Origin of the sequence: Streptomyces sp. NPDC096012 (assembly GCF_040426375.1) — a bacterium.
Classification (GTDB): Bacteria; Actinomycetota; Actinomycetes; order Streptomycetales; family Streptomycetaceae; genus Streptomyces.
In genome coordinates this window covers 1-26,770 of record NZ_JBEOTD010000053.1, presented here as the reverse complement: position 1 = coordinate 26,770, position 26,770 = coordinate 1, and the positions used below count along the sequence as shown (strand labels likewise).

Below are 26,770 nucleotides of genomic sequence, written 5' to 3'. Positions count from 1 at the left end.
GAGCGCCACTGACGAGGAGAGAACGGCGCTATGCCGAAGAACAAGACGCACAGCGGTGCCAGCAAGCGCTTCAAGATCACCGGCTCCGGCAAGGTGCTCCGCCAGCGCGCCGGCAAGCGCCACCTGCTCGAGCACAAGTCGTCCCGCGTCACGCGTCGCCTCACCGGCAACGCCGAGATGGCCCCGGGCGACGCCGCGAAGATCAAGAAGCTTCTCGGCAAGTGACGTACCGGCGCTCCAACCGCTGAGCGCCGTACGCCAGGACCGGGACCGAATCGTTTCCGGGTCGTGTGAGCACCCCCACGACCCCGCTACAAGGAGTTAAAAAGTGGCACGCGTCAAGCGGGCAGTCAACGCCCACAAGAAGCGCCGGGCGATCCTCGAGCAGGCCTCCGGCTACCGCGGTCAGCGTTCGCGCCTGTACCGCAAGGCCAAGGAGCAGGTCACCCACTCGCTGGTCTACAACTACAACGACCGTAAGAAGCGCAAGGGCGACTTCCGTCAGCTGTGGATCCAGCGCATCAACGCCGCCGCCCGCGCCAACGGCATCACCTACAACCGCTTCATCCAGGGTCTGAAGGCCGCCAACGTCGAGGTCGACCGCAAGATCCTGGCCGAGCTGGCCGTGAACGACGCGAACGCCTTCGCGGCGCTCGTCGAGGTGGCGCAGAAGGCGCTGCCGTCGGACGTCAACGCGCCGAAGGCCGCGTGACGCCGCGCTGGCTCTAGCCGACGCTCACCGGGACCCGCAGGCTTCACGGCTTGCGGGTCTTGTTGTTGGGGGCTGCGGCGGGTGGTCCGGCCGCGGGGCCCGCGAGGGGTGCTCGCGCGGCTCCCGCGCCCCTTCGGGGCACTGCACGCCGGCTGCGCCACACGCACTGCCCGCGCTGCCGCAGGGCGCCGCACGGTGCCTGCCGCCCCGGCTCCTCCCGCCGCTCGTGCGGGGAGGGCTCCGACCGGCGGGCCCGCCGGTCGGAGCCACACACAGAAGACCTTCCCGAAAGTGAAGATGAGGATGACCTCCGCCCCCGAGCTGATCTCCCCCCGGTCCGCGCGTGTCGTCGCCGCGCGCCGGCTCGCCAAGCGGAACTTCCGGGGCAAGGACCGGCTGTTCCTCGCGGAGGGGCCGCAGGCCGTGCGGGAGGCCGCCGGGCACCGGGGCGCGGACGGGGCGGCCACGCTGGTGGAGCTGTTCGCCACCGTCGAGGCCGCCGAGCGGTACGCCGACATCATCGGCGCGGCCCGCGGCGCCGGCGCCCGGGTGCACCTCGCCTCCGAAGAGGTCATCGCCGACATCTCCACCACCGTCACCCCGCAGGGCCTGGTCGGCGTCTGCCGGTTCCTGGACACCCCCTTCGAGGACATCCTCGCCGCCCGCCCCCGGCTCGTCGCCGTCCTCGCCCACGTCCGCGACCCCGGGAACGCCGGCACCGTGCTGCGCTGCGCCGACGCCGCCGGAGCCGAGGCCGTGATCCTCACGGACGCCTCCGTCGACCTGTACAACCCCAAGGCCGTACGGGCCTCCGTCGGCTCGCACTTCCACCTGCCCGTCGCCGTCGGCGTGCCCGTCGAGCGGGCCGTGGCGGGGCTGCAGGCGGCTGGTGTGCGCATCCTCGCCGCCGACGGCGCCGGCGACCGCGACCTCGACGAGGAACTGGACAAGGGCGCCATGGGCGGACCCACCGCCTGGATCTTCGGCAACGAGGCCTGGGGGCTCCCCGAGGAGACCCGCTCGCTCGCCGACGCCGTCGTGAGCGTCCCCATCCACGGACGAGCCGAGAGCCTGAACCTCGCCACCGCCGCCGCCGTATGTCTCTACGCGTCGGCCCGGGCACAGCGCGCCTCCGGAGGGTGCCGCTCCGTAACCCAGAGCTAGTAAGGTGACCAGCTCGGGGCCCTGCGCCGTCTGAGAGGTGGGGTACGGGGATGAGTGTGGCCGGCACCAGCACCGCGCCGGAGGGCCGGGACGGGCGGCGGACGGCCGCGCCCCGGGACCGCGAGGCCGGACCGGGTGTCGATCCCGACCAGCTGCCCGACGGACTCGTCGTCGCCGACGAGCACGGCCGGGTCGTCGGCTTCAACGCGGCCGCCGCGCGCATCACCGCCGTACCGGCCGCCGACGCCCTCGGCCGGTCCCTGGACAAGGCGCTCCCCCTGGAGGACCTGGAGGGGCGGCGCTGGTGGCAGCTCACCGATCCCTACGGCGGGCTCGCGATCCGGGTCCGGCAGCCCGAGCGCAACCTGCTTCTGCCCGGCGGCCGGGAGGTGCTGGTCTCCGCCCGCTACGTGCGCGACGAGCCGCTCGGGCCCGTCCGGCAGGTGGTCGTCTGCCTGCGGGACACCGAGGCCCGCCGCCGCACCGAACGCAGCCACGCCGAGCTGATCGCCACCGTCGCCCATGAGCTGCGCTCCCCGCTGACCTCCGTGAAGGGTTTCACCGCCACGCTCCTCGCGAAGTGGGAACGCTTCACCGACGACCAGAAGCGGCTGATGCTGGAGACCGTCGACGCCGACGCCGACCGCGTCACCCGCCTGATCGCCGAGCTGCTGGACATCTCCCGGATCGACAGCGGGCGGCTGGAGGTGCGCCGGCAGCCCGTCGACATCGGTGCCGCCGTCTCCCGGCACATCCAGGCCTACGTCGCCGCAGGTCAGCGCGCCGAGCGCTTCCTGCTCCGCATCGAGCACCCGCTGCCCGCCCTGTGGGCCGACCCCGACAAGGTCGACCAGGTGCTCAGCAACCTCATCGAAAATGCCGTGCGGCACGGCGAGGGAACCGTCACCATCGACATCACGCCGTCGGCGTCCCCACGCGAGGGCGAGGACGGTGAGCACGCAGCCACGTCGGTCACCGTGAGCGACGAGGGGCCCGGCATCCCGGAGGAGTCCATGAACCGCGTCTTCACCCGCTTCTGGCGGGGCAGCAAGCGCGGCGGCACCGGCCTCGGGCTCTACATCGTGAAAGGCATCGTCGAGGCCCACGGCGGCACCATCACGGTCGGCCGCGCCGCCGGCGGCGGGGCCGAGTTCCGATTTACGTTGCCCGTGGCGGCCCCGGCCTACCTGGCCTGAGCGCCCCGCGGGCGCATTCGCGTTCCCTCACCCCGTTAGACTCGGCCTTTGGCACCTTTGTGTCCTTCACACGGCCCGCACGAGTCGGTGACGGGACCATCCGCCAGCCAACCGGAAGCACGGGAAGAGATGTCGGCACCGAATAAGTCGTACGACCCTGTAGAGGTCGAGGCCTTGAAACCGGAAGAGATCGAGCGCATGCGGGACGAGGCGCTCGCCGCCTTCGCCGCCGCGGGCTCCCTCGACGCGCTCCACGAGGCGAAGGTCGCCCACACCGGCCCGGCCTCCCCGCTGGCCCTCGCCAACCGCGAGATCGGCGCCCTGCCCCCGCACGCCAAGGCCGAGGCCGGCAAGCGCGTCGGCATGGCCCGCGGCGCCGTGAACAAGGCCCTCGCCGCCCGCCAGGCAGAACTGGAAGCCGAGCGCGACGCGCGCGTACTGGTCGAGGAGGACGTCGACGTCACGCTGCCGTACGACCGTGTCCCGGCCGGTGCCCGGCACCCGCTGACCACGCTCTCGGAGCGCATCGAGGACGTCTTCGTGGCCATGGGCTACGAGGTGGCCGAGGGCCCCGAGGCCGAGGCCGAGTGGTTCAACTTCGACGCCCTCAACATCGGCCCGGACCACCCGGCCCGCGGCGAGGCCGACACGTTCTTCGTGCAGGGGGAGGACGGCGGCAGCGAGTCCGGTGTCGTGCTGCGCACCCACACCTCGCCGGTGCAGATCCGCTCCCTGCTCAGCCGCGAGCTGCCGGTCTACGTGATCTGCCCCGGCCGCGTGTACCGCACGGACGAGCTGGACGCCACGCACACGCCCGTCTTCCACCAGGTCGAGCTGCTCGCCGTGGACGAGGGCCTGACCATGGCCGACCTCAAGGGCACCCTGGACCACATGGTCCAGTCCCTGTTCGGCGCGGGCATGAAGACCCGGCTGCGGCCGAACTTCTTCCCGTTCACCGAGCCGTCCGCCGAGATGGACATGGTGTGCTACGTCTGCCGCGGCGAGTCCGTCGGCAACCCCGACCGGCCCTGCCGCACCTGCTCCAGCGAGGGCTGGATCGAGCTGGGCGGCTGCGGCATGGTCAACCCGCGGGTGCTGGCGGCCTGCGGCGTCGACCCGGAGAAGTACAGCGGCTTCGCCTTCGGGTTCGGCATCGAGCGGATGCTGATGTTCCGCCACAACGTCGAGGACATGCGAGACATGGTCGAGGGTGACGTCCGGTTCACCCGGCCGTTCGGGATGGAGATCTGATGCGGGTCCCGCTTTCTTGGCTGCGGGAGTACGTCGACCTGCCGGCGACCGAGACCGGCCGTGACGTCCAGGCCAAGCTCATTTCGGCCGGCCTCGAGGTCGAGACCGTCGAGCAGCTCGGCGCCGACCTCAAGGGCCCGCTGGTCGTCGGCCAGGTGCTGACCATCGAGGAGCTGGAGGGCTTCAAGAAGCCGATCCGCTTCTGCACCGTCGACGTCGGTCAGGCCAACGGCACCGGTGAGCCCCAGGAGATCGTCTGCGGCGCCCGCAACTTCGCCGTCGGCGACAAGGTCGTCGTGGTCCTGCCGGGCGCCACGCTGCCCGGCGGCTTCTCCATCGCCGCCCGCAAGACCTACGGCAAGACCTCCCACGGCATGATCTGCTCCGGCGACGAGCTGGGCATGGGCGACGACGGCAGCCACGGCATCATCGTGCTGCCGCCGGAGACCGAGGTCGGCAAGGACGCCGTCGAGCTGCTGGAGCTGGTCGACGAGGTCCTGGACATCGCCGTCACCGCCAACCGCGGCGACTGCCTGTCCATCCGCGGCGTCGCCCGCGAGACCGCCATCGCCTACGGCCTGCCGCTGCGCGACCCGGCCCTGCTGGACGTGCCCGCGCCGAACGCCTACGGCTACCCCGTCCAGGTCACCGACCCCGCGGGCTGCGACCGCTTCACCGCCCGCACGGTGACCGGCCTGAGCCCCGAGGCGCGCTCCCCGATCTGGCTGCAGCGCCGGCTGCAGAAGGTCGGCATGCGCCCGATCTCCCTCGCCGTCGACGTCACCAACTACGTGATGATGGAGCTGGGCCAGCCCCTGCACGCCTACGACCGCACGCGGGTCCAGGGCACCATCGGCGTGCGCCGGGCGGAGGAGGGCGAGAAGCTCGTCACCCTCGACGGCGTCGAGCGGAAGCTGCACGCCGAGGACCTGGTCATCACCGACGAGCGCGGCCCGATCGGCCTGGCCGGCGTCATGGGCGGCGCCGACACCGAGATCGCCGACCACGACGACGTGGAGAACGCCACGAGCGACGTGGTCATCGAGGCGGCCCACTTCGACGCCGTCTCGGTCGCGCGCACGGCCCGCCGTCACAAGCTGTCCTCCGAGGCGTCCCGCCGTTTCGAGCGGGGCGTCGACCCGCAGGCGGCCGCGGCCGCCGCGCAGCGGACCGTGGACCTGCTGGTCCTGCTCGCGGGCGGCACGGCCGAGGCCGGCGTCACGGAGATCGTCGCGCCCTCCGGGCCGCACACGATCACCGTCCCGGCCGACCACCCGGACAGGGTCGCGGGCGTCGAGTACGGCCGCGAGACCGTCGTCCGCCGCCTGCAGCAGATCGGCTGCGACGTCTACGGGCAGGACGAACTGCTCGTCACCGTCCCGTCGTGGCGGCCCGACCTGCTCGAGGCGAACGACCTGGCCGAAGAGGTCATCCGCCTGGAGGGCTACGAGAACCTGCCCTCCACGCTGCCCAGGCCGGTCTCGGGCCACGGCCTGACCCACCGCCAGCGGCTGCACCGCCGGGTCGGCAGGGCACTGGCCGGCGCGGGCTACGTCGAGGCGCCGAACTACCCGTTCGTCGCCGAGCAGGTCTTCGACCAGCTCGGTCTGGACGCGGGCGACCCGGCCCGCCGGGTCGTGAAGCTGGCCAACCCGCTGAGCGACGAGGAGCCCGCACTCCGTACGACGCTGCTGCCCGGCCTGCTGGGTGCCCTGCGGCGCAACGACGGCCGGGGCTCGCACGACCTGGCGCTGTTCGAGACGGGTCTGGTCTTCCATCCTCGCGCGGAGCGCCGCGCCGCCGCGCACCTGCCCGCCGACCGGCGCCCCACCGACGAGGAGCTGGCCGGGCTGGACGCCGTACTGCCCGAGCAGCCCCGGCACATCGCCGTCGTCCTCACCGGCTCCCGCGAACAGGCCGGCTGGTGGGGCAAGGGCCGCCCGTCGGACTGGGCCGACGCCGTCGATGCGGCGCGCACCGTCGCCCGGGAGGCCGGTGCGGATCTGGTCGTCCGCAAGGGGCAGTACGGCCCGTGGCATCCGGGCCGCTGTGCCGAGCTGGTGGTCACCGCCGACGGCACGGAGCAGGTCGTGGGCCATGCGGGAGAACTGCACCCGCGGGTCCTCAAGGCCCTGGGCCTGCCCGAGCGCACCAGCGCGATGGAGCTGAACCTGGACGCCCTGGAGGCGGCGGGCGGCGGCGTGCCGCAGGCGCCGAGCATCTCCACGTTCCCGGTGGCCACGCAGGACGTCGCCCTCGTCGTGGACAAGCCGGTCCCGGCCGCGGAGGTCGAGGCCGCGCTGCGGGCGGGCGCGGGTGAGCTGCTGGAGTCCATCCGGCTGTTCGACGTGTACGAGAACGCCGAGCAGCTCGGCGAAGGCCGCAAGTCGCTGGCGTACGCGCTGCGCTTCCGCGCGGCCGACCGGACGCTGACCGTGGACGAGGCCTCCGCGGCCCGGGACGCGGCCGTCGCCCTCGCCGGCGAGCGGACCGGGGCCGTGCTCCGCGGCTGAGCGCCGATTCCCGGCCCGGCCTGCAATGCGGGCCGGGCCGGGGCGTGCTCACTCGTTCGGGTGGGAATCGCAGGCGAACTGGCTCTTCCGGGTCATGCCGTCGACAGAATCGGACCGGCCTTCCGAGGCCGGTCCGTCCGCTGTCGGGACCCACATGGGGGACCAGAGGCATGATCCGCATCAAGGCGCGGGCGCCCACCGCGCGGGCAATCGTCCTGCCCACGGTCTGGGGAGCCGTCGCCGTCGGCTACAAACTCGGCTGCCCGCTCGCCCAGCAGAACGGGCTCGGCGCCCGGATCGTCACCAGCGCCGTGTTCTTCGCCGTCGGCACCGGCCTGATATGCCAGGTCCGCCGCACTCTCCTGCGCGAACTGCGGCTCGCCCGCCGGGCGGCCCGCGCCGCACAGAGCGTCGTCCTGCGCCCGCTGCCGCCCCGCCTCGACGGGCTGAACGTGGCCGCCGCCCAGCTCTCCGCGGACCAGGGCGCCAGCGTCGGCGGCGATCTGTACGAGGCGATCGCCACCGAGCACGGGGTGCGGGTGGTGATGGGCGACGTACGAGGGCACGGCCTGTCCGCGCTGGGGACCGCCGCCGCCGTCCTGGGCAGCTTCCGGGAGGCGGCCCACGACGAGCCGGAACTCGGCCGGGTCCTCGGCAGACTGGAACGCGCTCTGTCCCGGCACTTGCGCGAACAGGCCCGCGCGGAACACCCCGCGCACGGCGGCCGGGCCCCCGACCACCCGGTCTCGGAGGAGTTCGTCACCCTGCTGCTTCTGGAGATCGGCAGGGAGGGCGAGCTGCGCACCCTCAACTGCGGCCATCCCTGGCCGTACCGCCTGCGCGGTACGGCCGTCGTGCCGCTGTCCCGTGCCGAGCCGCTCCCGCCGCTCGGCCCTTTCCCGCTGCCGCCGGAACCGGAGGCACGGTCCTGCGGCCGGCTGCTCCCCGGCGACTCGCTGGTCCTCTTCACGGACGGCGCCGAGGACGCCCGGGACGCCGGGGGCCGGTTCTTCCCGCTGCGGGAAGTGCTGCGCAAGGCGACGGGCGAGCAGCCGACCTCCGCCCAGGCGGTGCTGGGCACGGTCTTCACGGCCCTCCTGCGCCACACCGCCGACCGGCCGTCGGACGACGTGGCGGTACTGGTCGTGCGCAACGACCGGGGACGGGCCGGGCGGTCCCGCACCGGGACGCGGGACGGCGACACCTGCGGCTCCGCGGCACGGGCGAGACCGGCCACCGTGAACCGGAGGCGGAGCACACACCTCTGACAGCGGATGTCCGCACGCCCCGCCGACGCCGACTCGCCGCTGCTTCCCGGGGCGGTGTCGAGGCCTGGCTTGCTGCTGCTTCCCGGGGCGGTGTCGAGGCCTGGCTTGCTGCTGCTTCCCGGGGCGGTGTCGAGGCCCGGCTTGCTGCTGCTTCCCGGGCCGGTGCCGACGCCCGACTCGCTGCCGCCCCCGGACCGGCGCCGAGGCCCGAACCTCCAGCCGGGCCGCCGCGATTCGAGGGGGAACCGGCGGCCCGGCCGGCCTCTTGCGAGGCACCTCAGTCAACCGAACCGGACACGTACCGCGACAGCACGCGTACCCACCGGATGCGCGTGTTCCGTTCACACCCCGTGTGAAAGCGGACGCACTACGCTGATCGCACCCAGGCCACTCGAGGGCATCCCATGCAGCCCAACACTCTTCTCGACGCCATCCTGGACGAGGCGGGGATCTCTCACGCCGGTCTCGCCGCCCACGTCAATCAGGCGGGCCGCCGACGGGGCCTCGCGCTCCGCTACGAACACACCGCCGTGGCACGCTGGCTGAAGGGCCAGCGCCCCCGCGGCCAGGTGCCCGACCTGATCTGCGAGGTGCTGGCCGGGCGGCTGCACCGGCCGGTGACCCTGGACGACATCGGTCTCGGAGTGCCGGGCGAGCCGGCTACCGCGCCCTCCGGATCCCTCGGCGGATTCGTGGAGCGGGCCACCGCCCTGTGGCGCTCCGACGAACAGCAGCGGCCTCACGTGCTCGGGGCCCCGGCCGTCACCGGGACCCCAGCCGTCATGCCCGTCTGGGAGTGGGAGAACCCACCCGAGGACGTCGACGTCTCGCGCGGCGGCAGACACCGGGTGACCACGGCCGACCTCGAGATGCTGCGCGCCGCCCGTGCGCACTACGAGCAGATGTACCGCAAGGCGGGCGGCGTCGCGACCCGGACGCGGATCGTCGGTTTCCTCAACGCCGAGGCCGCACCGCTGCTGCGCGGCAGCTACACCGACGCCACGGGACGCCAACTGCACCGCGCCACGGGCGGATTGGTGGCGATCGCCGGCATCTGCGCCTACGACTCCGACGCGCACGGACTCGCCCAGCGCTACTTCCACCAGGCGCTCAGACTGGCAAAGGCCAGCGGCGACCGCGGACTCGGCGCGTACGTGATAGCGCTGCTGGTCAACCAGGCGCTGTTCATGCGGGAGTACCGGCAGGCCGTCGCCTTCGCCGAGGCCGCGCTGCGCGCCGCCGGCAAGCACATCACACCGGCGCTCGCCTCCGACCTCTACGCGATGCAGGCCAAGGCGTACGCCCACCTCGGCGATTCGGCCGGCGCCCTGTCCTGCATACGGCGCGCCGAGACCGCCGCCGACCGCATCCGGCGCGGACACGAGCCCGACGAGACGGGATATGTGCAGCCCGGGCTGGTCAACGTCCAGGTGGCCGAGGCGCTGCTCAGTCTCGGGGAACTGGCGGCCGCCCGGGACCACGCGGCCGCCGCCGTGGACAATCCGGCGCACGACCGGGGGCGGGTGCACCGGCTCGCCATGCTCAGCACCATCGAACTGCGCCAGGGCAATGCCGAGAAGGCAGTGGTCACCGCCGTGCAGATGGCCGAGCAGGCGCGCGGGATGGAGTCCCAGCGGCTGCGCGACAGACTGCGCGCGGTACGCGAGCATCTGGTGCGCTGCGGCTCGGCCGGCACCGCCGAGGCCGCGGAACTCATCGACGGTGCGCTGCGCGTACCGCTGTAGGCCCACTGTAGGGAGGACCGTCTCTGCTGCGATATTGCCACTTACTCGGCGGAAGGTGGCAGAACCGTGCAGTGGACGAAACAGAACGAACAAACTGTGTATGCGAACCGCTGGTTCAGCGTCAATCTCGCGGATGTCGAGTTGCCGGACGGCCGGCACCTCGACCACTTCCTGATCCGGCTGCGGCCGGTGGCCGTGGCCACGGTCGTCAACGAGGCCAACGAGGTCCTGCTCCTGTGGCGGCACCGCTTCATCACCGACAGCTGGGGATGGGAGCTGGCCGCGGGCGTCGTCGAGGACGGCGAGGACATCGCGAGTGCGGCCGCCAGGGAACTGGAGGAGGAGACCGGCTGGCGGCCGGGACCCCTGCACCACCTCATGAGCGTGGAGCCGTCCAACGGCCTCACGGACGCCCGGCACCACATCTACTGGTCCGACCGGGGCGAGTACACCGGGCATCCCGTGGACGACTTCGAGTCGGACCGCCGGGAATGGGTCCCGCTCAAACTCGTCCCCGACCTGATCGCCCGCGGGGAGGTCCCGGCCGCCAACATGGCGGCCGCGTTACTCCTGCTGCACCATCTCAGGCTCGCGGAGGGCTAGTGGGCCGCCAGCGCCTGCCAGACCGTGACGACGAGCGCGCCCAGCGCCGTGAGCGCGGCGAGTGAGCGCAGCGGCCAGCGGGCGTGTTCGAGGGAGAGCATGCGGCTGTTCAGCTCGTCCAGTTCCTTCGCGGTCTCCTCGGTGCGGTGGCTGAGCAGGGCCAGCCCTCCCTCGACGCGGGCGTAGGCCACGTCGAGGCGGCGCCGTAACTCTGCGAGTTCTCCTCGGATCACGGGATGCTCCGGATCGGCGGTCACGTGTCCGCTCCCTTCGGTGATGGTAGGTGTGGTTCCGCATCCCTTGCATGCGCATGAAGAGTCAACTCGCCTGGTGGGCGCGTGGGGAGCGTGTGCGATGGGCATATGCGTGCCCGGCGCGCACACGGTGTGTGAAACAGACGGGCCCGGCACCGAAACCGGTGCCGGGCCCTCGAAGCGTCGCACTTCGTAATCAGCCGTAGGTGTAGAGATGAGTGCGACCGGGGCTCCTTCCCTTCCAGCCATTCGCGAGACGCCCCCGCGTCTGACGGCGGACGCCGCCCCTGCCCCGGTTCTGGATGCAACGAGGAGTCAGACGGATTCAGCGATGTGGCCCGTGACGTACGGCATGGTCACTTTCCGGTCAGTCGCGGGCCGTGGGCGGCGTCAAAATTCCGTGACCAGGCAAGATCACGACTATCGTGCCTGGGTTGCCTGTGTTACGGATGGTGATGGCAGGGGCGCCGCGAGCGAGTGGCTAAGAGGTCCTAACAGAAGCCGTTGATCATGTGACGTTCGGCGTGGCTGGTCGTTGGTTCGATCGTGGGGAAACGTCAGTCGCGGCCCTGGATCGTTTCGGACGAACTGTGGTCGCTCATCGAGCCGTTGCTGCCCGTGCCAGGTCCGAAGCTGGTCGAGGGTAGACCGCGAGTCCCGGACCGGCAGGCGCTGTGCGGGATCCTGTTCGTCCTGCACACGGGCATCCAGTGGGAGTACCTGCCGCAGGAGCTGGGCTTTGGCTCTGGCATGACCTGCTGGCGGCGGCTGGCCGCGTGGAACGAGGCCGGCGTGTGGGACGAACTGCACCTGGTGCTCCTGAAGAAGCTGCGGGCGGCGAAGAAGCTGGACTGGTCGCGGGCGGTGATCGACTCCTCCCACGTCCGGGCTGCTCGACGGGGCCCAAAAGCGGTCCCAGCCCGGTCGACCGCGCACGGCCGGGTAGCAAGCACCACGTCCTCACCGACGGCCAGGGCATCCCGCTCGCGGTGTCGCTGACCGGCGGAAACCGCAACGACGTCACTCAGTTGCTGCCCCTGCTCGACAAGATTCCGGCGGTTGCCGGCGTCGTCGGCCGGCCCAGACATCGACCTGACGCCCTGCTTGCCGACCGCGGCTACGACCACGACAAATACCGGCGCCTGCTGTGGCAGCGGGGTATCCGCCCGGTCATCGCGGAGCGAGGCATAGAACACGGCTCTGGTCTGGGCGTTTTCCGCTGGGTCGTCGAGCGCACTATCGCGTGGCTGCACGGATTCCGTCGCCTGCGGATCCGCTGGGAGCGGCGCGACGACATCCACGAGGCCTTCCTCGGCCTCGCCACCTGCCTGATCACTCACCGACACATTCAACGCCTTTGTTAGGACCTCTAAGGGACTGCTGAGGGGCTGGCAGCACGGGGAGGACTCGATGGCGGACGACACGGGGGATCCGCAGGCAGCTGCGGCTGCGCTGGAATCGGCGGCCGGCGCGCTGGCCGCGTCGGGTGTCGCGCCGATCGCAGGTGCCGGTGCCGTCATGGCCCGGCAACTTAGGGTCGAGGGCGAGACGCTGACGGCCTTCAAGGACCGGGTGAACGACCTTCTGACTCGGCTGGAGAAGTCGAAGGCTGCCCCGCACAGGATTGCGGACGGCACGCTGTCGGCAGGGCGGTTGGGTAGCTTCGACGAAGCAGACGCGCTCCACGGTGCCTACAGCCAGGTGCATTCCCAGCTGGAGCGCCTTTCCAAGGTGCTGGCTCTGCAGATCGAGGGGCTGATGGTCACGGTCGACGCGTCGAAGAGTAACTATCACAACCTCGACGCCGACGTTCGCGATCGCCTGCACCGCATCCGTGTGGAAGCCGACAAACTGGCTGTCGATGGGGCCGGGCCGGGATCAAAGGGACACGCTCACGGCGGGGCGGATGCGTCCGGCCATGGCGGACACGGTTCCACGTCGGACTCGCAGACGGGTGGCCTGTGATGCCCGGGGGGGAGGCCCTGAGATGGCGTGGGACGAGTGGGAGCAGTTGAAGGCCGATGCGCTGGCCCGTCGGGAGAACGGGATGCAGCTGGACAGCGCCGCGGGTGCGGGAGGAGGCGGCGCCGGGGGCACCCCTGATCTGAAGACGAACAAGGCGGGGAACGACGCCGCAGTCAAGGCCTTGCAGGGTGAGATACCGCAGGGAACGGACAAGGCAGGCAGTCACGCCGATGATCCTCAGGAGCAGCCGTGCGGGAGTTCAGCGGCTGGCAGACCGGTTCCGGGCTGAAGGACGCCCATACGGAATGGGAGTTGCAGGTCAAGAACCTGAAGGCGCGCCTGGAGCAGGACCGGGCGGCGCTGGAGGGGAGCCATGAGCATCTCCAGTACGTCGACTACGGCGTCGCCAGCCGGACGGCGCAGATCAAAGCCGGGCCCCACCAGGGGCACGAGGTCTAGGAAAACGGGGACACGGGGACGGGGAGAAGCATGGGCATGCTCAGCTATCAGGACGTGGTCACCGTCAAGCTCGGTGTTCTGACGGACTTCGCCCCGCGATGGGCCGCGGCCGGGCTCCGGCCCGGTCAGGCTTGGCGGGGACAGGCCGAGTTGCAGGCAGGGGCGATCACAGTTTGAACAGGACCCCGCGCCATGTCCACCCCGCGCCGAGGACGGCCTCCTGCAGGGGTGCCTTCAGCTCGGCGGAATCGAAGAGGAACTCCTCTGTCTTCTGGAGGCGGCCGTCGGCCCCCCGCTCGACCGTCCAGCGCCGGGAGACCGTCTTCACCTGCCCGCGGGACTGCTCTGCCGGCAGCGCCAACCGGGGCGTACTTCCGATCCAGGTGACTTCCCACTCGCGGTCGAGAGCGCGGACTTCGCGGCTCTCCGGGACCAGGCGCATCCTGATCTGAAGAGTCCGGCTCACCTGGGTCCGGGCAAAGAAGGCGTGCCAGGCCGGATCCCGGATACGCCATTCCGCCACCAGTCCGGCACCCTCAGCAGCACCATTACGCACGACATAGGGCACGTCCGGCCCGTTGACTTCGAGCAGTGCCGCCTGGACTTCCTCGGCTGACCGCGGTGCAACGCCGCCTTTCGGGTGCTGGGTGCCGGTGAACACATCGAAAAAGCCCATCAGATCAACCACCTATGAAGGCCTGGCAACGCCTCATGATCGGGACATCATCCTCACGTCGGTACAGCCGCGCTGCTCTGCCTCGTGCTCGGCGAATGCCTTCAATGCGGATTTGGCGAACGACCCCGAGTAATGGCGGACGGGGTAGCTGTCGGTGTCCCGGTCGTAGAGATGGTAGAGCGCGAATACCGCCTCCTGATCCGACTGAGGGCACCTGGCGGTGGCCAGGGCGTAGTCGTCACTACGGTTAGCCACATTGACCGATTCAAAGTCCTTGGCGACGGCACCGTAGTACGCATACAGGCCGTAACCCGGCTTCCCTGCCGGGGTGTACAGATAGCAGTTGGCCTGCGGCGTGTGTGCGTCAGTAGGGTACTCGACGAAGTCGGGCGTCCCGGCGTCGGACGCCTGGCCGGCGAGTCCGCGCAGCGCGACGCAGGAGCCCTGGGCCTGTGCAAGTTGCCGAGGGGTTGTCTTCCCGTTCGGGGACGGGAGCGAGACGTGGGTCAGCTGCCTGCCGCCCTGCGCCCGGCACCCGTACTTGGCAGCCGCCTTCTGTGCGGTTTCCGTCGTCACTCTGCCCAGCCCGGTGAGCACGGGTCCCGTCGTCTTGACATCGTCCGGCCACTGGATGAGGTCGCCGTATGCCACGAGAGCCCTGTTCTTGTTGTTCTGACAGTCCAGGGCGACCATGACTTGCGCTGCCCCGTCGTACCGGACGTAGCCCGGCCAGCCGTTGCCGAGTGGCGCCGCCTGCCCCTGGAGTCCGTTGGCGTGCTTGCTGAACGGTGCGAGGGCCTCGGATGTGGCCGACTGGTCGCTCCAGCGGAGCATGAGCTGGAGAGCGCCGCCATGCCGACCCGTGTCGGGCCTGTTGAGCAGGCAGGCCGCTAGGTACTCCGAGTCGTCGGAGGCTCTGGCACGCACATGCGAGGAATTCAGCGCGTCGCCGAGGCCGCCCTGAGCCAGGGTGCCGTCGCATGCCGAGTCCAGGGACTGTTGATCCCGCCAGGACGCGTAGACGCCAGTGCTGTAGAGCGTCTGCGCCACGATGTACAGCGTCAGCAGGATGCCGCCCACGGACCAGCCGACCCGGCGCTGCCTGCGGTTTGTAAAGATCTTCATCGTGCTCTTCCCGTTCGGGCGGTGTCACCCTTCGGCGTCACCGGTCGGCTCGGAGAACGTCGAGCGCCCGGTCACGGCCGTAGTTGTAGTCCTGCTGGCCAACGTGGACGTATTGCTTCGTCCAGTCGCTGTTGATGTCGTTGCCGCGGCTCTGGGCCCACATCCTGACCATGTTCTCCACGTCGTGCTGTCCAGCTGCGTAGAGTTTGACGTTGTCTTCCGTGGCCTTGAGGTTCGCTTCGGCCACGTGTTCCTTGTTCGATTCGTACGTGTACAGATCGAGAGCCCTTGAAGCCACATCCCCGGCCGGCCCGAGGAATTCGGCGTTCTTCGGCTTGAACATCAGTGCGGTACTGAGCGAGCTGCTGAGGCCGTGGTTGAAGTCGGCAGCCCACTGCGTCTTGTTGAAGCGTTCACCGAAGATGATGTCGGCGCGGACGCCGTCATACGTGCCCATGGCCCGCGAACAGTCGGTGATGCGATTACTGATCACCGTCTTGCTGGCATCCTGTGGAAGAACGGCCAATAGATCGTGAGCGTGGTGCTGCTCCGCGGCGTAGACATGTCCGAACGCCGTGGGATCATTGGCTATTCCGCGCATGAGCTTGGTAAGGGAGTCCCGCGCAACAGTGATGTGTGCTCCGTTCTTGTCGCTCCAGGCCGAGCCTGTGTTGCCCGGAGGAAGCTCAAAACGGGAATCCGACTGCGCGTTGATCTCATGGGTGTCCGGCGTGTATGCCGTCAGGATGTGCGCCAGCGGAAGCGTAAGGTTCGTCGGGAGTTTCTTCGCCTGGTTCGCCGAGTTCAGTGTGTCGATGGTGTGTTGCAGGATGCGGGCCTGCGGCTCGGTGTGCCGACCGACCGGATGACAGCCGCCCGGCGCCTGGCCGGTCGTCGCGGCCTCCAAGGCATCGCCGAAGCCCTTGCGGGCGTCACTGTCCTCCACGTCGGGCCCCACATAGTCGGTCTTGGCGCCCTCGTGCGTGGTGTGGATGATGTTCCAGTTCCGGTGGCCGAGGAGGTAGTCCAAGCGTTCCTTGCCGGCGGCGGTGCCGGGGTCGAGATAGCCGGTCGCCCCTTCCGGATTGCGCGACATGACCTCAAGGGCGCCGTCGACGGGGTCGTTCGCGAACCAGCCGTCGCCGTCCTTGGTGCTGAACTTGCCGTAGAGATCCCAAATATTGGGGTCCTTCTTCTCCGTGGCGATCATGTCGTCAGCGACGTCCGCGACAAACTGGGACGAGTAGCCGTGCCCCTGCTGCATGAGCGTGGCGAGGCTTTGGTAGCCGCGTATCTTCTGGCCCTGCCCGTACCCGACGGGGATCTTCTCTCCCGCTACTTCGAGGGCGTATTTGTCGTCGCCGTGTTCACGTAGCGCCGCACGCCACTTGTTGTAGAACCGAGCGTTATCGGTCTTCGTCCAGGCCTGGACCGCCTCGTTGTACGCGGCGGTCCCGAAGCGGAGGTGTCTGCCCTCGGCGTCCTTGAAGTCCGGCACCCGTGTGGCGACCGCCAGGGAGTCCGCAAGGCCGCCATTGATTTCGAGGTAGGTGTTCCTGTTCCTGGTGTCGTCAAAGTACGCAAGGTCTTCTAGATTGTTCGTGAACTTGAGCGTTCCGTCCGGCCCCAGCCCGTCCAGGAAGGTCTGGCTGAATGTCTTGTCGCCTTTGTTGTCCCGGAAAGTGCGGCGCAGTTCGGCGAGGTCGGCGGCGGAAACCTTCTCGCCCTTGGCGACCCGTCGGGCGATGTCGTCTGCCTCCTGGGCCTCGTACGTGTCGATGTCGCCCTGGGCCTTGCCGTTGAAGCCGGGGACCGTGCCGTCGCCCATGTCGGGGCCTTTCACGACGGCGGTGAAAGCGACCTCGACTCCCTTGTCGGCGTCGTCCACGGCCTTCACGCACTGCTCGATGCGGGCTTGCCAGGAGGCGACGGACTTGCGGACGCTTTCCTGAGAGTCGGGGTCGTGCGCCATCTCCTGCCGTTCCCCCGCGCTGAGCTTCCCGGTGTCGTACGAGACCACGCCCTGGTCCGACACCTTCATGCCCTTGGCGATCGCATCGTCGCGGGCCGACTCCAGCTTCTTGCGCAGGTCCACGAACTGGGTGTGCGCTTCACGGAGGAGCGAGGCGATCGCCTTGGCCTCGGTCTGGGCGCTCTGGAACTCCGTGAGCCTGACGCCGAAGCGCGCGTTGGCGGCCTGCCGGCTCTCGCCCGCGAACGTCGGGAGCAGGGTGATGCCGTGGACGTCCCGCCGGTACGCGGTCTCCTGCTTGTTGAAGTCATTTGCCATGCCGTCCCAGCGTTCGGCGGCCGTGGCGAGCGTGGACAGGTCGGTCGTCAGGATCTCGTGGTAGGTCGGCATGGGTCCCCGTTGGAAGCAGTGAATTCGGTGGCGTGCGAGACAGCTCGGCTGTCTGTCAGTGCTTCGGCGGCGGTGAGTACGTGTCGAGCACGGATACCTTGCGCGCGGTACCGGCCACTCCTGTGTCCGTTCCGGTCAACACGGTGTTGTTGTTCCGGAGGGCTGATTCATCCCCTGCCAGCCGGTTCAGGAAGTTCTGGACCTGTTCGCCCCAGGTCTTGTGCGCCTTGCGCACGGCAGTGGACGTGAGCCAGCCGTGTCCGTCCTTGGCGTCGAACGCCTTCACCACGGCACCCGTCTCGTCGTCCGCCTGCTGCCCGGCCTTTCTGGCATCCGGTTCGATGTCCTTGCGGAGAGTGTCCGCTGCGGCCTTCTTCTCGTCCGGAGAGTGCGCGAGGTCGGGCCCACCGCCACCCGGGATGTCCTGCAGGTGATTGAGCCGCATACCCACTGGGTGCGTGGCATGACCGTGCGCCATGTGCCGATCTCCTGCCGACTCGGACATAAACTCTCTCCCCGTTACACCTCGGTTGGCGTGCGCCTGCCAGGCTAACCGCCGCACTCGTGCTTCTCAGGGGCGACGCTTCCTTGTGACAACAGCCGCGACAAATCCGCCGATGAGTACCGCAGTTCCGATGCCCAGTGCGATCCACAGCGTGTGGCTCCCGCCCTTGTCGGAGGAAGCTTCGGCCGCCGCTTTGCCATCCTTCCCCTGCGAGGCGGAGTCCTTGGGACCGGCAGTGCCGGGAGAGGGCGACGCGGAGGATGCGGCTGAGATGTCCGGCAGCGGGTAGGTATCGGCCGGTCCGGGATCACCGGGGTTCTCCAGGGCGATGCGCGGCCGCACGATGCCGTAGCCGATGGAGTCGTTGCGCTTGGCGCCGTCTGTGGGGGCGCCAGCTGTGTTGAGCATGACGCGGAGGACCTGGTTGTTGGTCCAGGTCGGGTGCTTGGACCAGATGAGGGCGGCGCTGGCAGACGCGAGGGCGGTGGCGTCGCTGGTGCCACGGGAGCGGCAGAGGCCCTTGCCGTTCGGGCACGCGTGGTACATCTCGTCACCGGGGGCGGCGATGTCGGTCTGTGGACCGTACTGGGATTCCTTCGTCCTGCGGAGGTCACGGCCTACGGCGCCCACCGCCACCATCCCGGGAGTCCCTGCGGGGAATTCGACTTCCGAGGTGCCGTCATTACCGGATCCGGCGAAGATCAGTGCTCCCTTGTTCAGGGCGTACTTCACGGCAGCAGTGAGTTCGGCAGAGCCTTTGTACGCCCTCATGGAGATGTTGATGACCTGGGCGCCGGAGTCGACGGCGTACCGGATCCCCCGGCTCACTACGTTGCTGAACTCATCGGTGTACCTGTCGGAGTCCAAGCCTCGGTCCGGCACGCGGATCGGAAGGATCTTGGCGCCAGGTGCGAGACCGAAGGTGCCGTTACCGCCGTTCGCCTTGCCGGTGCCCGGCCGGCCGGTCGAAGGCGCCTGCTGTTGCGGGCGACCTCCCACGATGCCCTTCTCGGCAGGCGGGAACCCACCTCGCCGCTCGGCCGAGACTGGCCCCTGGGCGGGGTTCGCCCCTCTGGGAGCTGCGCCCATAGTCCGACCGGCGGACCCACGCCCGGTCGTGCCGGATACGGGTGTCTCGCCGCCCACGACGGCACCCCGCGGCAACCTGCCGGCCGGCTGCCCCGTGGTGGGTGCAGTCGGGCGACCACCGACGATGCCCTTGCTGACGGGCGCACGTCCGGGCGCCTCACCAGGGAACGCTCGCCCGGGCATCGCAGTTGTACGGCCTCCCGTCACCGGCTGCGCCGGGCCCACGGGGCCTCTGGTCGTGCCGCCAGTGGCTGGTGCACGTGTCGGCGTTGGTTTCGAGATCTCCTGTCGTGGCATGGGCATCGGACGGCCGCCCGTCACCGCACGCCCCGTGCCTCCAGGGCTCACTGACGGGTCGAAAGCGCGGCCTGACGGCAGCGGAGGAGGCCCTACAGGCGGCGGCGTTCCGCCTCCAGCCCGGCCCCCTGACGGCCCGTCGACCGGGCCCGGAGCCGTCGGTGTGGTCGGGTGCGGTGGCGAAACCACCGTATCGTCGATTTTCGTGCCTACGTGGTCTGGGACCTCAGGCAAGGGCTGGTGGACCGTCTCACGGCCGGTACCGTCCCGCGTATCGGAAGCACTGGCTGCGACAGCTCCGACCTCATGGACTCCGGGAACCGTCTGGTGCCTTCCTCCCACTCCCGTCAGCGTGGGTGCTGGACCTCCAGATGAGGACGTCCCAGCCCCGCTTCCCCCGCTCGCGACGATTTCGTTTTCATCGACTGTCCGTGCCTTCGGTTGAAGCGCCTTCGGCGGCGGTGGAAACTTGGGCCTCTCCAGCGCATCCATCTGCGTGGCCGAATGCGAGTACGACTGGCCCAGCTTCCGCATCTGCGCCGCGGCTTCCAGACGCGCCCTCTCCTTGCTTACGGCCAGTGCCTCCAACTCGGCCTTGGACTTGGCGCTGACGGTGGCGGCCTCCGGGTCGTTGTGCGCCGCCGTCGCCGCGTCCAGGTTCGCCCGCGCGCTGTGGGTGTCACGTGTGCCGGGGAGCGGCGGTCCCGCGACGGGTTGACCTCCAGGATTCATCTGGGTGGAGGTCCGGCCAGATGGCGAGGAGGACCTCTGTAGCGTTGGGTGGGCCGCTCCGAACCAGGGACTTTCCAGGGGATTTTCCGCTGAGTGAGCGGGAAAGGCTCTGGCAGCTTCGAAAGGCGCAAATCCTCAGGTCAGGGCTGGTTCGCTGTCGGTCGATGCCGCTCACCAGGCCGTATCCCCGTGCCGTCCACACGGGCGGGGCGAGGAGGCGCGGACGAGGGCGGGGCGGGTGCCGCGAGAGGCAGTCCACGGCAACGCCGCCATGGGCGCCGGCCCGGGTGAACTCGTCCTGGAACAGCGCCACTCGGCGGCGTCGCCGCACTCGCTAGTACGTGTAGAAGCCGGAAGAGGTCTTCCGCCCCAGCCGGCCCGCCTCCACCATGCGCTGCAGCAGCGGGGGAGCGGCGTACAGCGGCTCCTTGTACTCGGCGTACATCGAGTTGGCGATGGAGACGATGGTGTCCAGACCGATCAGGTCGGAGAGCTTGAGCGGGCCCATCGGGTGGGCGCAGCCCATCTCCATGCCGTTGTCGATGTCCTCGCGGCTCGCGATGCCCGACTCGAACATCCGGATCGCGGACAGCAGGTAGGGCACCAGCAGCGCGTTGACGACGAATCCGGAGCGGTCCTGGGCGCGGATGGCGTGCTTGCCGAGCACCTTCTCGGCGAAGACCTGGGCGCGGCTGAGGGTGCCCTCGGAGGTGGTGAGCGCCGGGATCAGCTCGACCAGCTGCTGCACCGGAGCGGGGTTGAAGAAGTGGATGCCGACCACGTGGTCCGGGCGGGAGGTGGTGACGGCCAGCTTCACCAGCGGGATGGAGGAGGTGTTGGAGGCGAGGATCGCGTCCGGGCGGGTCACCACCTGGTCCAGCACCTGGAAGATCTCCGTCTTGACCTGCTCGTTCTCCACGACGGCCTCGATCACGAGGTCACGGTCGGCGAACTCGCCCAGGTCGGTGGTGAAGCTCAGGCGCGCCTGGGTGGCCTCCCGCTCCTCCTCCGTGATCTTGCCGCGCTCCGCGGCCTTGGCCAGGGAGCTGAACAGCCGGGTACGGCCGATCTCCAGGGCCTCGCCGGTGGTCTCGGCGACCTTCACGTCCAGTCCCGCGCGGGCGCACACCTCGGCGATGCCCGCGCCCATCTGGCCGCAGCCCACGACTCCGACGCGTTCGATGTCGGTCACATCGTTCCCTTCGCTGGGTTCTCCGGCTCGCTGGCAGACCTCCGGGTTGGGGCGCCTGCTCCGATCGTGCACGTTACCGCCAAGTATCGATGATCGATCGCCCGGGTCGGGGCATCCTTGGGCGCGAAACGATCCGTGATGGAGCGGATCCGGAGCGTATGGGGGCCTGCGGTGGCGCGTACGGTACGGATGTCTCGGCGGGCCTTCACGCTGGCTGCCCTGTCGGTGCCGGTCACGGCGGTCGGGGGCGCGGCGGCGGCCGGCACCGCTTCCCGTGCCGACGTGGCGGCGGCCGGGGCCGCACCCCGTGCGGGCACCGAGATGCGGGGCATGTGGCTGGCGACCGTCGTCAACCGGGACTGGCCCTCCCGGCCCGGCCTCACGGCGGCCGCCCAGCGCAAGGAGCTGATCGCCCATCTCGACAAGGCGGTGCGCGACCGGCTGAACACGGTGATCTTCCAGGTCCGGCCCACCGCGGACGCCCTGTGGCCGTCGCCGTACGAGCCGTGGTCCGAGTATCTCACCGGAACCCAGGGCCGGGATCCCGGCTGGGACCCGCTCGGCACCGCCGTGGAAGAGGCGCACGCCCGCGGGCTTGAGCTGCACGCCTGGTTCAATCCGTACCGGATCGCCAACCACACCGATCCGGACCGGCTGGCCGCCTGGCACCCCGCGCGCAGACACCCCGGCTGGGTGGTGCGCTACGGCGGGCGGCTCTTCTACAACCCCGGTCTGCCCGAGGTCCGCTCCTTCGTCCAGCGGGCGATGCTCGACGCGGTCGCCCGCTACCCGGTCGACGCCGTCCACTTCGACGACTACTTCTACCCCTACCCGGTCGCCGGACAGACCTTCGACGACGACGACGCCTACGACCGCTACGGTGGCGCCTTCACGGGCCGGGCCGCCTGGCGGCGGGACAACATCGACAGGCTGGTGCGGGAGACGGCCACCGGCGTCCAGCGGGTCCGGCCCGGCACCCGGTTCGGCATCAGCCCCTTCGGGGTGTGGCGCAACGCCTCGACGGACTCCCGCGGCTCGGACACGCGGGCGGGCATCCAGACGTACGACGACCTGTACGCGGACACCCGCAAGTGGGTCAGGAACCACTGGATCGACTACGTGGCCCCGCAGCTGTACTGGCACATCGGCAATGCCGCCGCCGACTACGCGGAACTGGCCGCCTGGTGGGCAGGGGTCGCCGAGGGCACCAGGACACACCTGTACCTCGGCGAGGCCCTGTACAAGGCGGGTGCCGCCGGGCAGCCCTCCGCATGGCAGGACCCGGTCGAGCTGTCCCGGCACCTCACCCTGGCCGCCCGCCACCCGCAGGTGCGGGGGCATGTCTTCTTCGCCGCCAAGGACGTGGCGGCCGACCCGATCGGGGCGATGGGGCGCGTGGTCGCCGATCACTACGGACGACCGGCGAAACCGCCGCGCTGACCCCCTACCGCCCTCGCTCCTCCTGGTGGTGCTTCACCTGGCAGTCGGGCCCGGGGCACATGATCCTCTCGTGTCCGTCCTGGAACCGCACGCGGTAGGGCGGGTTGCCCTCCTGCCCCAGTACTTCGACCACTTCCGAGACCTGGTCGTGCTGACCGACCACTCTGCCGTGCTGGACTAGCCGGTCGCCCTTGATTGCGCGCATCTGCGGGCCCTCCTCACGATCACGACCGCTGGGTGACGGCGATACACACGAGTACGGCCACGGCCGTCAGGGGAGCGGCGGCCGTGAAGTGCTCGCCCAGCAGCAGCGCCGACCACACCAGTGTGAGCAGCGGCTGCGCCAACTGCAACTGGCTGGCCCGGGGGACGCCGATGGCGGCCATTCCCCGGTACCAGACGACCAGGCCGAGGAACTGCGAGCCCAGCGCCACCCACAGCACACCCGCGATGCCGTGTCCGGTCGGATGCACGGGCTCGTACGCCAGCGCCACCGCGGCGGCCGGCACGCTGAGCGGCAGGCACAGCACCAGCGCCCAGCCGATGACCTGCCAGCCCGGCATGACCCGGGCCAGCCGGCCGCCCTCGGTGTACCCGGCCGCGCACACCAGCAGGGCCGCGAAGAGAAAGCCGTCGGCGGCGGTGAGGGCGCCGCCGCTCTGGGCGATCGTGAAGCCGAGCACGGCCACCGCGCCGGTCACGGCCGCCAGCCAGAACCGGCGGGAGGGCCGGCTGCCGGTGCGCAGGGCGGAGCAGGCTGCCGTGGTCAGCGGCAGCAGACCCACCACCACGGCGGCGTGCGCGGTGGTGGAGGTCTGCAGGGCGAGCGTGGTCAGCAGCGGGAAGCCCAGCACCACGCCGAGTGCGACGACCGCCAGCCCCGGCAGATGGCGCCGCTCCGGCGGCCGCACGCGCAGCACCAGCAGACAGCCCCCGGCGACCAGCGCGGCCAGGACACTGCGCACGGCCACCAGGGACCAGGGCCCGAAGCTCTCCAGCCCCCAGGCCGTGGCCGGGAAGGTCAGCGAGAAGGAGGCGACCCCGAGGGCGGCCAGCCCGGTGCCGAGGGCCCGGTGCTCCCGGGGAGGCTCCCCCGGAGCGGTCACCGCTATCGCGGTTGTGGCAGTAGCGCTACTCTCAGTCCTCATGAACCAGAGTAGCAGCGTGGGCGAATTGGCAGAACAGCTCCGACGGGAACTGGACCGCTACTCACCTGGTGGAAAGCTGCCGTCCAGTCGGGCGCTGGTCGAGCGGTACCGGGTGAGCCCGGTGACCGTCTCGCGGGCCCTCGCCCAGCTGTCCGCCGAGGGGCTGGTGGTCACCCGGCCCGGCGCGGGCGCGTTCCGGGCCCGGCCGTACGCGGCTCAGGTCCCCGTCGGGGACACCTCCTGGCAGGAGGTCGCACTGAGCGCCGACGCCGCCGCCGAACTCGTACCCCGCACCGTGGACGCCGCCGGTGTCACGGTCTCGCTCGCCGCGCCGCCGCCCGGAGTGCTGGAGTTCAACGGCGGCTATCTGCACCCCTCCCTGCAACCGGAGCGGGCCATGGCGGCGGCCCTGGCCCGGGCCGGGCGGCGGCCGGGCGCCTGGGGGAGACCTCCGCTGGAAGGGCTGGCGGAACTGCGGGAGTGGTTCGCGCGCGGGATCGGCGGCGCCGTCACGGCGGCCGAGGTGCTGATCGCGGCGGGCGGGCAGGCCGCGCTGGCCACCGCCCTGCGCGCGCTCGCCCCGCCCGGCGCCCCGGTCCTCGTCGAGTCGCCGACCTACCCGGGCATGCTGGCCCTCGCCCGCGCGGCCGGCGTGCGCCCGGTCCCGGTGCCCGTCGACCCCGACGGAGTGCGCCCCGACCTGCTCGCCGACGCCTTCCGGGCCAGCGGCGCCCGGGTCTTCGTCTGCCAGCCCCTGTTCCAGAACCCGACCGGCGCCGTGCTCGCCCCCGGGCGGCGGGCCGAGGTGCTGCGCATCGCGCGCGAGGCCGGCGCGTTCGTCGTCGAGGACGACTTCGTGCGGCGCCTGGTGCACGCCGACGCCGGCCCGCTGCCCCGGCCGCTGGCCGCCGACGACCCGGACGGCGTGGTCGTCCACGTCGGTTCGCTGACCAAGGCGACCTCGCCGAGCTTCCGGGTGAGCGCCCTCGCAGCGCGCGGCCCGGTGCTGGAACGGCTGCGCGCCATCCAGGTCGTGGACAGCTTCTTCGTCCCCCGGCCGCTTCAGGAGGCCGCTCTGGAACTCGTCGGCTCACCGGCCTGGCCCCGGCATCTGCGCGCGGTCTCCGCCGGGCTGAAGGAGCGCCGCGACGCCATGACGGGCGCGCTCGCCGGATCGCTGCCGGAACTCGCCCTCCCGCACATCCCCTCCGGCGGCTACCACCTCTGGCTGCGCCTCCCTGACGGCACGGACGAGTCCGCACTGGCCGCCGCCGCCCTGCGCGCGGGCGTCGCCCTCACCCCCGGCCGCCCCTACTTCAGCGCCGAACCCCCGGCCGCCCACCTCCGGCTCAGCTTCGCGGCGGTCGCCGGCACGGGCGAGATCGCGGAGGGGGTACGGCGGCTGCGGGCCGCCTGTGACGAGGTGCTGTAGCCGGGGCGCCCCGGGTGTCCCCGCCGGCCGCGGTGGTGTACACGACCGGCCGGGGTGCCCAGGGGGAGGCGGGTTGACCAGTGATGATCGACCCCCTGGGTGAGCGTCCGGTCACCGTTGGTGACGCACCGGCGGCGGCTCTTGACCTGCGTACCGTCGCGGCTCACCATCACCGCATGCCACTGAGGGTGACGTTCGTCGCCGCCGCGCGCAGCTCCTCGCTGCTCGCCGAGCGGTTCGAGGACGACCGGCCGCTGGACCAGGCCGACTGGGACGAGGTGCAGCGCGCCGCCGGGGAACTGATCCCGCTGGCGGCGGCCGAACTGCGCTACTGCTCGCCGACCCCGCGCAGCCGGGGCACCGGTGACGCGCTGGGGTACGCCCCGCTGGTCCAGCTCGCCCTGCGGGACTGCGACATGGGCCGCTGGCGCGGGCTGACGCTGGGCGAGGCGATGGCCCGCGAGCCGGAGGCGGTGGACGCCTGGCTCACCGACCCGCGTGCCACCCCGCACGGCGGTGAGTCCCTGCTGGCCTTCATCTCCCGGGTGGGCGGCTGGCTCGACACCCGGCCGGTGGACGACGCCGGCCGGATCGTGGCGGTCGCGGAGCCGTCCGTGATCCGCGCCGCTCTCGTCTACGCCCTGAAGGCTCCGCCCGCCAGCTACTGGAACATCGACGTGCGCCCGTTGTCGACGACCACCGTGACCGGCCGCTCGGGCCGCTGGAACCTCCGTCTCGACGGTGTCTGCGCCCAGCCCTCACGCGCCTAGCCGGTCTCCCCGTGGGCCCGGCCGGCCCAGCAGCGCGCCCGGGCCCCTCGGGACCGGTCCTCTCGGGCCCGGTCCTCTCGGGCCCGGTCCCTGCGGGCCCGGACCTGGCGCGCCCGGTCCTTGCAGGTCCCGTCCTCGCGCGCCCGGTCCCCTCGCTCTCAGTCCTCGCGCGCCCGGTCCCCCCGCTCTCAGTCCTCGCGCGCCCGGTCCCCCCGCTCTCAGTCCCCGCGCGCCCGGTCCCCCCGGCTCTCAGTCCTCGTGCGCCCGGCCGGACTCGTCGCGCGTGTAGTCGGTGGTGAGGAGCAGATCCTTCGCCGGGCCCCGGACCCGCCACACCGAGCGCCAGTGGCCGGCGTCCCGGACGGTGAACTCGCCCCGGTAGAGGTCGGCCGCGCAGGGATGGTCGGCGACATGGTGCCCCGTCGACAGGTCCAGCGCGTGGAAGTGCCGCCCGTCCGCGAACCGCACGTCAGCCGTTCCCGGCACCGGGCCCGGCAGGAAGCGCAGCGTCCGCGTCGCGGGCCGCGCCACGCCCTGCCACGTGAAGACGCCGGACTCCTCGTGCAGCAGCCCGCCGCCCTCCAGCGGGCCGAAGACGGTGACCCCCTCGAAGTGCCCCTCGTCCCCGCTCGGCAGGTCGCGCACGCTGCGGCGCACCCGCCAGCGCCCCGCCAGATGGGCCAGCACGTCGGCCACGGGCCACCACCCGCCCTCCACGCGACGGCCGGCGAACCGGTCGTGGTCGGGGCAGGGCGGCAGTGCATCCATGACGCCGAGCTTAGACGTCGTCTCATTTGGTGAGTCTGCGGTAGCAGATGAGGCTGCAGGCGATGGCGGTGAAGGCCAGGAAGTGTTCGGCTTTGCGTTCGTAG

General features: G+C 70.8%; 26 protein-coding genes. 16 read left to right on the top strand and 10 right to left on the bottom strand.

All coding sequences use genetic code 11. The annotated features are described in order from the left end of the window. Positions 1-30 precede the first annotated feature (30 nt). From rpmI to ABVB68_RS33425, 9 genes are all read left to right on the top strand, one after another. Positions 31-225 (top strand): 50S ribosomal protein L35, encoded by a 195-nt coding sequence (gene rpmI / locus ABVB68_RS33465; RefSeq protein ID WP_353604953.1) that lies wholly within the window; start codon positions 31-33, stop codon positions 223-225. Between the two features lie 103 nt (positions 226-328). Beyond that, a complete protein-coding gene (rplT, locus tag ABVB68_RS33460; RefSeq protein WP_006141703.1) occupies positions 329-712 on the top strand; it encodes a 50S ribosomal protein L20 in 384 nt (127 codons plus the stop codon). Positions 713-1,009: 297 nt separating this feature from the next. Further along, the gene (locus ABVB68_RS33455) at positions 1,010-1,876 is read left to right on the top strand and encodes a TrmH family RNA methyltransferase (RefSeq protein WP_503006457.1); all 867 of its coding nucleotides are present in this window, start codon (positions 1,010-1,012) and stop codon (positions 1,874-1,876) included. A gap of 50 nt (positions 1,877-1,926) precedes the next feature. Then, positions 1,927-3,072, top strand: a complete 1,146-nt coding sequence (locus ABVB68_RS33450) for a sensor histidine kinase (RefSeq protein WP_353604952.1) — start codon at positions 1,927-1,929, stop codon at positions 3,070-3,072. A gap of 129 nt (positions 3,073-3,201) precedes the next feature. Continuing rightward, positions 3,202-4,323 carry a phenylalanine--tRNA ligase subunit alpha gene (gene pheS / locus ABVB68_RS33445; RefSeq protein WP_353604951.1) on the top strand — a complete coding sequence of 374 codons (1,122 nt, stop codon included), beginning with the start codon at positions 3,202-3,204 and terminating at the stop codon, positions 4,321-4,323. Next, entirely contained in the window at positions 4,323-6,836 is a 2,514-nt protein-coding gene (gene pheT, locus ABVB68_RS33440; RefSeq protein ID WP_353604950.1) for a phenylalanine--tRNA ligase subunit beta, read from the top strand. Before pheS ends, pheT begins: the two co-directional genes overlap by 1 nt. A 170-nt stretch (positions 6,837-7,006) precedes the next feature. Continuing rightward, complete coding sequence (locus ABVB68_RS33435) at positions 7,007-8,104, top strand: PP2C family protein-serine/threonine phosphatase (protein ID WP_353604949.1); 1,098 nt, start codon at positions 7,007-7,009, stop codon at positions 8,102-8,104. Between the two features lie 404 nt (positions 8,105-8,508). Further along, positions 8,509-9,849: an NsdA family TPR-like regulatory protein gene (locus tag ABVB68_RS33430; RefSeq protein ID WP_353604948.1), complete on the top strand. Its 1,341-nt coding sequence runs from the start codon at positions 8,509-8,511 to the stop codon at positions 9,847-9,849. Positions 9,850-9,915: 66 nt separating this feature from the next. Continuing rightward, positions 9,916-10,452, top strand: coding sequence for an NUDIX hydrolase (locus ABVB68_RS33425; protein WP_353604947.1), 537 nt, complete (start codon positions 9,916-9,918; stop codon positions 10,450-10,452). Here the strand turns inward: ABVB68_RS33425 and ABVB68_RS33420 are convergent. Next, a complete protein-coding gene (locus ABVB68_RS33420; protein ID WP_353604946.1) occupies positions 10,449-10,709 on the bottom strand; it encodes a hypothetical protein in 261 nt (86 codons plus the stop codon). The two genes, ABVB68_RS33425 and ABVB68_RS33420, sit on opposite strands and share 4 nt — an antisense overlap. Before the next feature lie 543 nt (positions 10,710-11,252). Here ABVB68_RS33420 and ABVB68_RS33415 point away from each other — a divergent pair. The 4 genes from ABVB68_RS33415 to ABVB68_RS33400 all read left to right on the top strand — a co-directional run bounded on the left by ABVB68_RS33415 (position 11,253) and on the right by ABVB68_RS33400 (position 13,307). After that, a protein-coding gene (locus ABVB68_RS33415) for an IS5 family transposase (protein WP_503006453.1) occupies positions 11,253-12,070 on the top strand; the annotation gives its coding sequence in 2 pieces (ribosomal slippage) (positions 11,253-11,598 and positions 11,598-12,070; 819 coding nt in all). A 46-nt stretch (positions 12,071-12,116) separates the two neighbouring features. Then, positions 12,117-12,671 (top strand): DUF2563 family protein, encoded by a 555-nt coding sequence (locus ABVB68_RS33410; RefSeq protein WP_353604943.1) that lies wholly within the window; start codon positions 12,117-12,119, stop codon positions 12,669-12,671. A gap of 249 nt (positions 12,672-12,920) precedes the next feature. Beyond that, positions 12,921-13,130, top strand: coding sequence for a hypothetical protein (locus ABVB68_RS33405; RefSeq protein WP_353604942.1), 210 nt, complete (start codon positions 12,921-12,923; stop codon positions 13,128-13,130). A 36-nt stretch (positions 13,131-13,166) separates the two neighbouring features. Continuing rightward, complete coding sequence (locus tag ABVB68_RS33400) at positions 13,167-13,307, top strand: hypothetical protein (RefSeq protein WP_353604941.1); 141 nt, start codon at positions 13,167-13,169, stop codon at positions 13,305-13,307. Here ABVB68_RS33400 and ABVB68_RS33395 read toward each other — a convergent pair. From ABVB68_RS33395 to ABVB68_RS33370, 6 genes are all read right to left on the bottom strand, one after another. Next, complete coding sequence (locus ABVB68_RS33395) at positions 13,297-13,806, bottom strand: hypothetical protein (protein ID WP_353604968.1); 510 nt, start codon at positions 13,804-13,806, stop codon at positions 13,297-13,299. The genes ABVB68_RS33400 and ABVB68_RS33395 overlap by 11 nt on opposite strands. Positions 13,807-13,839: 33 nt before the next feature. Further along, a complete protein-coding gene (locus tag ABVB68_RS33390) occupies positions 13,840-14,931 on the bottom strand; it encodes a hypothetical protein (protein WP_353604940.1) in 1,092 nt (363 codons plus the stop codon). Positions 14,932-14,968: 37 nt separating this feature from the next. After that, positions 14,969-17,293: a hypothetical protein gene (locus tag ABVB68_RS33385; RefSeq protein WP_353604939.1), complete on the bottom strand. Its 2,325-nt coding sequence runs from the start codon at positions 17,291-17,293 to the stop codon at positions 14,969-14,971. A gap of 55 nt (positions 17,294-17,348) precedes the next feature. Beyond that, positions 17,349-17,771: a hypothetical protein gene (locus tag ABVB68_RS33380; protein ID WP_353604938.1), complete on the bottom strand. Its 423-nt coding sequence runs from the start codon at positions 17,769-17,771 to the stop codon at positions 17,349-17,351. Positions 17,772-17,864: 93 nt separating this feature from the next. Beyond that, complete coding sequence (locus ABVB68_RS33375) at positions 17,865-18,797, bottom strand: S8 family serine peptidase (RefSeq protein ID WP_353604937.1); 933 nt, start codon at positions 18,795-18,797, stop codon at positions 17,865-17,867. A 1,453-nt stretch (positions 18,798-20,250) separates the two neighbouring features. Next, positions 20,251-21,108: a 3-hydroxybutyryl-CoA dehydrogenase gene (locus ABVB68_RS33370; RefSeq protein ID WP_353604936.1), complete on the bottom strand. Its 858-nt coding sequence runs from the start codon at positions 21,106-21,108 to the stop codon at positions 20,251-20,253. A 189-nt stretch (positions 21,109-21,297) separates the two neighbouring features. On the opposite strand from ABVB68_RS33370, the gene ABVB68_RS33365 reads away from it, so the two are divergent. After that, entirely contained in the window at positions 21,298-22,548 is a 1,251-nt protein-coding gene (locus ABVB68_RS33365) for a glycoside hydrolase family 10-like protein (protein ID WP_353604935.1), read from the top strand. 4 nt (positions 22,549-22,552) lie between these two features. Here the strand turns inward: ABVB68_RS33365 and ABVB68_RS33360 are convergent, their stop codons facing one another. Then, positions 22,553-22,753: a DUF1918 domain-containing protein gene (locus tag ABVB68_RS33360; RefSeq protein WP_353604934.1), complete on the bottom strand. Its 201-nt coding sequence runs from the start codon at positions 22,751-22,753 to the stop codon at positions 22,553-22,555. Positions 22,754-22,772: 19 nt separating this feature from the next. Further along, positions 22,773-23,696 (bottom strand): DMT family transporter, encoded by a 924-nt coding sequence (locus tag ABVB68_RS33355; RefSeq protein ID WP_353604933.1) that lies wholly within the window; start codon positions 23,694-23,696, stop codon positions 22,773-22,775. Here ABVB68_RS33355 and ABVB68_RS33350 point away from each other — a divergent pair. Continuing rightward, the gene (locus ABVB68_RS33350; protein WP_353604932.1) at positions 23,695-25,128 is read left to right on the top strand and encodes an aminotransferase-like domain-containing protein; all 1,434 of its coding nucleotides are present in this window, start codon (positions 23,695-23,697) and stop codon (positions 25,126-25,128) included. The genes ABVB68_RS33355 and ABVB68_RS33350 overlap by 2 nt on opposite strands. A gap of 176 nt (positions 25,129-25,304) precedes the next feature. Then, complete coding sequence (locus ABVB68_RS33345) at positions 25,305-25,898, top strand: histidine phosphatase family protein (RefSeq protein WP_353604931.1); 594 nt, start codon at positions 25,305-25,307, stop codon at positions 25,896-25,898. 249 nt (positions 25,899-26,147) lie between these two features. Here ABVB68_RS33345 and ABVB68_RS33340 read toward each other — a convergent pair whose 3' ends face one another. After that, positions 26,148-26,666 (bottom strand): DUF6314 family protein, encoded by a 519-nt coding sequence (locus tag ABVB68_RS33340; protein WP_353604930.1) that lies wholly within the window; start codon positions 26,664-26,666, stop codon positions 26,148-26,150. Positions 26,667-26,770 lie beyond the last annotated feature (104 nt).

Excerpts from the sequence above, each read along its gene's own strand:
- ABVB68_RS33450 (WP_353604952.1), top strand. The coding sequence starts at position 1,927 with ATGAGTGTGGCCGGCACCAGCACCGCGCCGGAGGGCCGGGACGGGCGG.
- rpmI (WP_353604953.1), top strand. The coding sequence starts at position 31 with ATGCCGAAGAACAAGACGCACAGCGGTGCCAGCAAGCGCTTCAAGATC.
- ABVB68_RS33400 (WP_353604941.1), top strand. The coding sequence starts at position 13,167 with ATGCTCAGCTATCAGGACGTGGTCACCGTCAAGCTCGGTGTTCTGACG.
- ABVB68_RS33410 (WP_353604943.1), top strand. The coding sequence starts at position 12,117 with ATGGCGGACGACACGGGGGATCCGCAGGCAGCTGCGGCTGCGCTGGAA.
- ABVB68_RS33355 (WP_353604933.1), bottom strand. The coding sequence starts at position 23,696 with ATGAGGACTGAGAGTAGCGCTACTGCCACAACCGCGATAGCGGTGACC.
- ABVB68_RS33395 (WP_353604968.1), bottom strand. The coding sequence starts at position 13,806 with ATGGGCTTTTTCGATGTGTTCACCGGCACCCAGCACCCGAAAGGCGGC.
- ABVB68_RS33360 (WP_353604934.1), bottom strand. The coding sequence starts at position 22,753 with ATGCGCGCAATCAAGGGCGACCGGCTAGTCCAGCACGGCAGAGTGGTC.
- ABVB68_RS33380 (WP_353604938.1), bottom strand. The coding sequence starts at position 17,771 with ATGGCGCACGGTCATGCCACGCACCCAGTGGGTATGCGGCTCAATCAC.
- ABVB68_RS33340 (WP_353604930.1), bottom strand. The coding sequence starts at position 26,666 with ATGGATGCACTGCCGCCCTGCCCCGACCACGACCGGTTCGCCGGCCGT.
- ABVB68_RS33350 (WP_353604932.1), top strand. The coding sequence starts at position 23,695 with ATGAACCAGAGTAGCAGCGTGGGCGAATTGGCAGAACAGCTCCGACGG.
- ABVB68_RS33455 (WP_503006457.1), top strand. The coding sequence starts at position 1,010 with ATGAGGATGACCTCCGCCCCCGAGCTGATCTCCCCCCGGTCCGCGCGT.
- ABVB68_RS33385 (WP_353604939.1), bottom strand. The coding sequence starts at position 17,293 with ATGCCGACCTACCACGAGATCCTGACGACCGACCTGTCCACGCTCGCC.
- ABVB68_RS33430 (WP_353604948.1), top strand. The coding sequence starts at position 8,509 with ATGCAGCCCAACACTCTTCTCGACGCCATCCTGGACGAGGCGGGGATC.
- pheS (WP_353604951.1), top strand. The coding sequence starts at position 3,202 with ATGTCGGCACCGAATAAGTCGTACGACCCTGTAGAGGTCGAGGCCTTG.
- ABVB68_RS33390 (WP_353604940.1), bottom strand. The coding sequence starts at position 14,931 with ATGAAGATCTTTACAAACCGCAGGCAGCGCCGGGTCGGCTGGTCCGTG.
- ABVB68_RS33365 (WP_353604935.1), top strand. The coding sequence starts at position 21,298 with ATGTCTCGGCGGGCCTTCACGCTGGCTGCCCTGTCGGTGCCGGTCACG.
- pheT (WP_353604950.1), top strand. The coding sequence starts at position 4,323 with ATGCGGGTCCCGCTTTCTTGGCTGCGGGAGTACGTCGACCTGCCGGCG.
- ABVB68_RS33435 (WP_353604949.1), top strand. The coding sequence starts at position 7,007 with ATGATCCGCATCAAGGCGCGGGCGCCCACCGCGCGGGCAATCGTCCTG.
- ABVB68_RS33345 (WP_353604931.1), top strand. The coding sequence starts at position 25,305 with ATGCCACTGAGGGTGACGTTCGTCGCCGCCGCGCGCAGCTCCTCGCTG.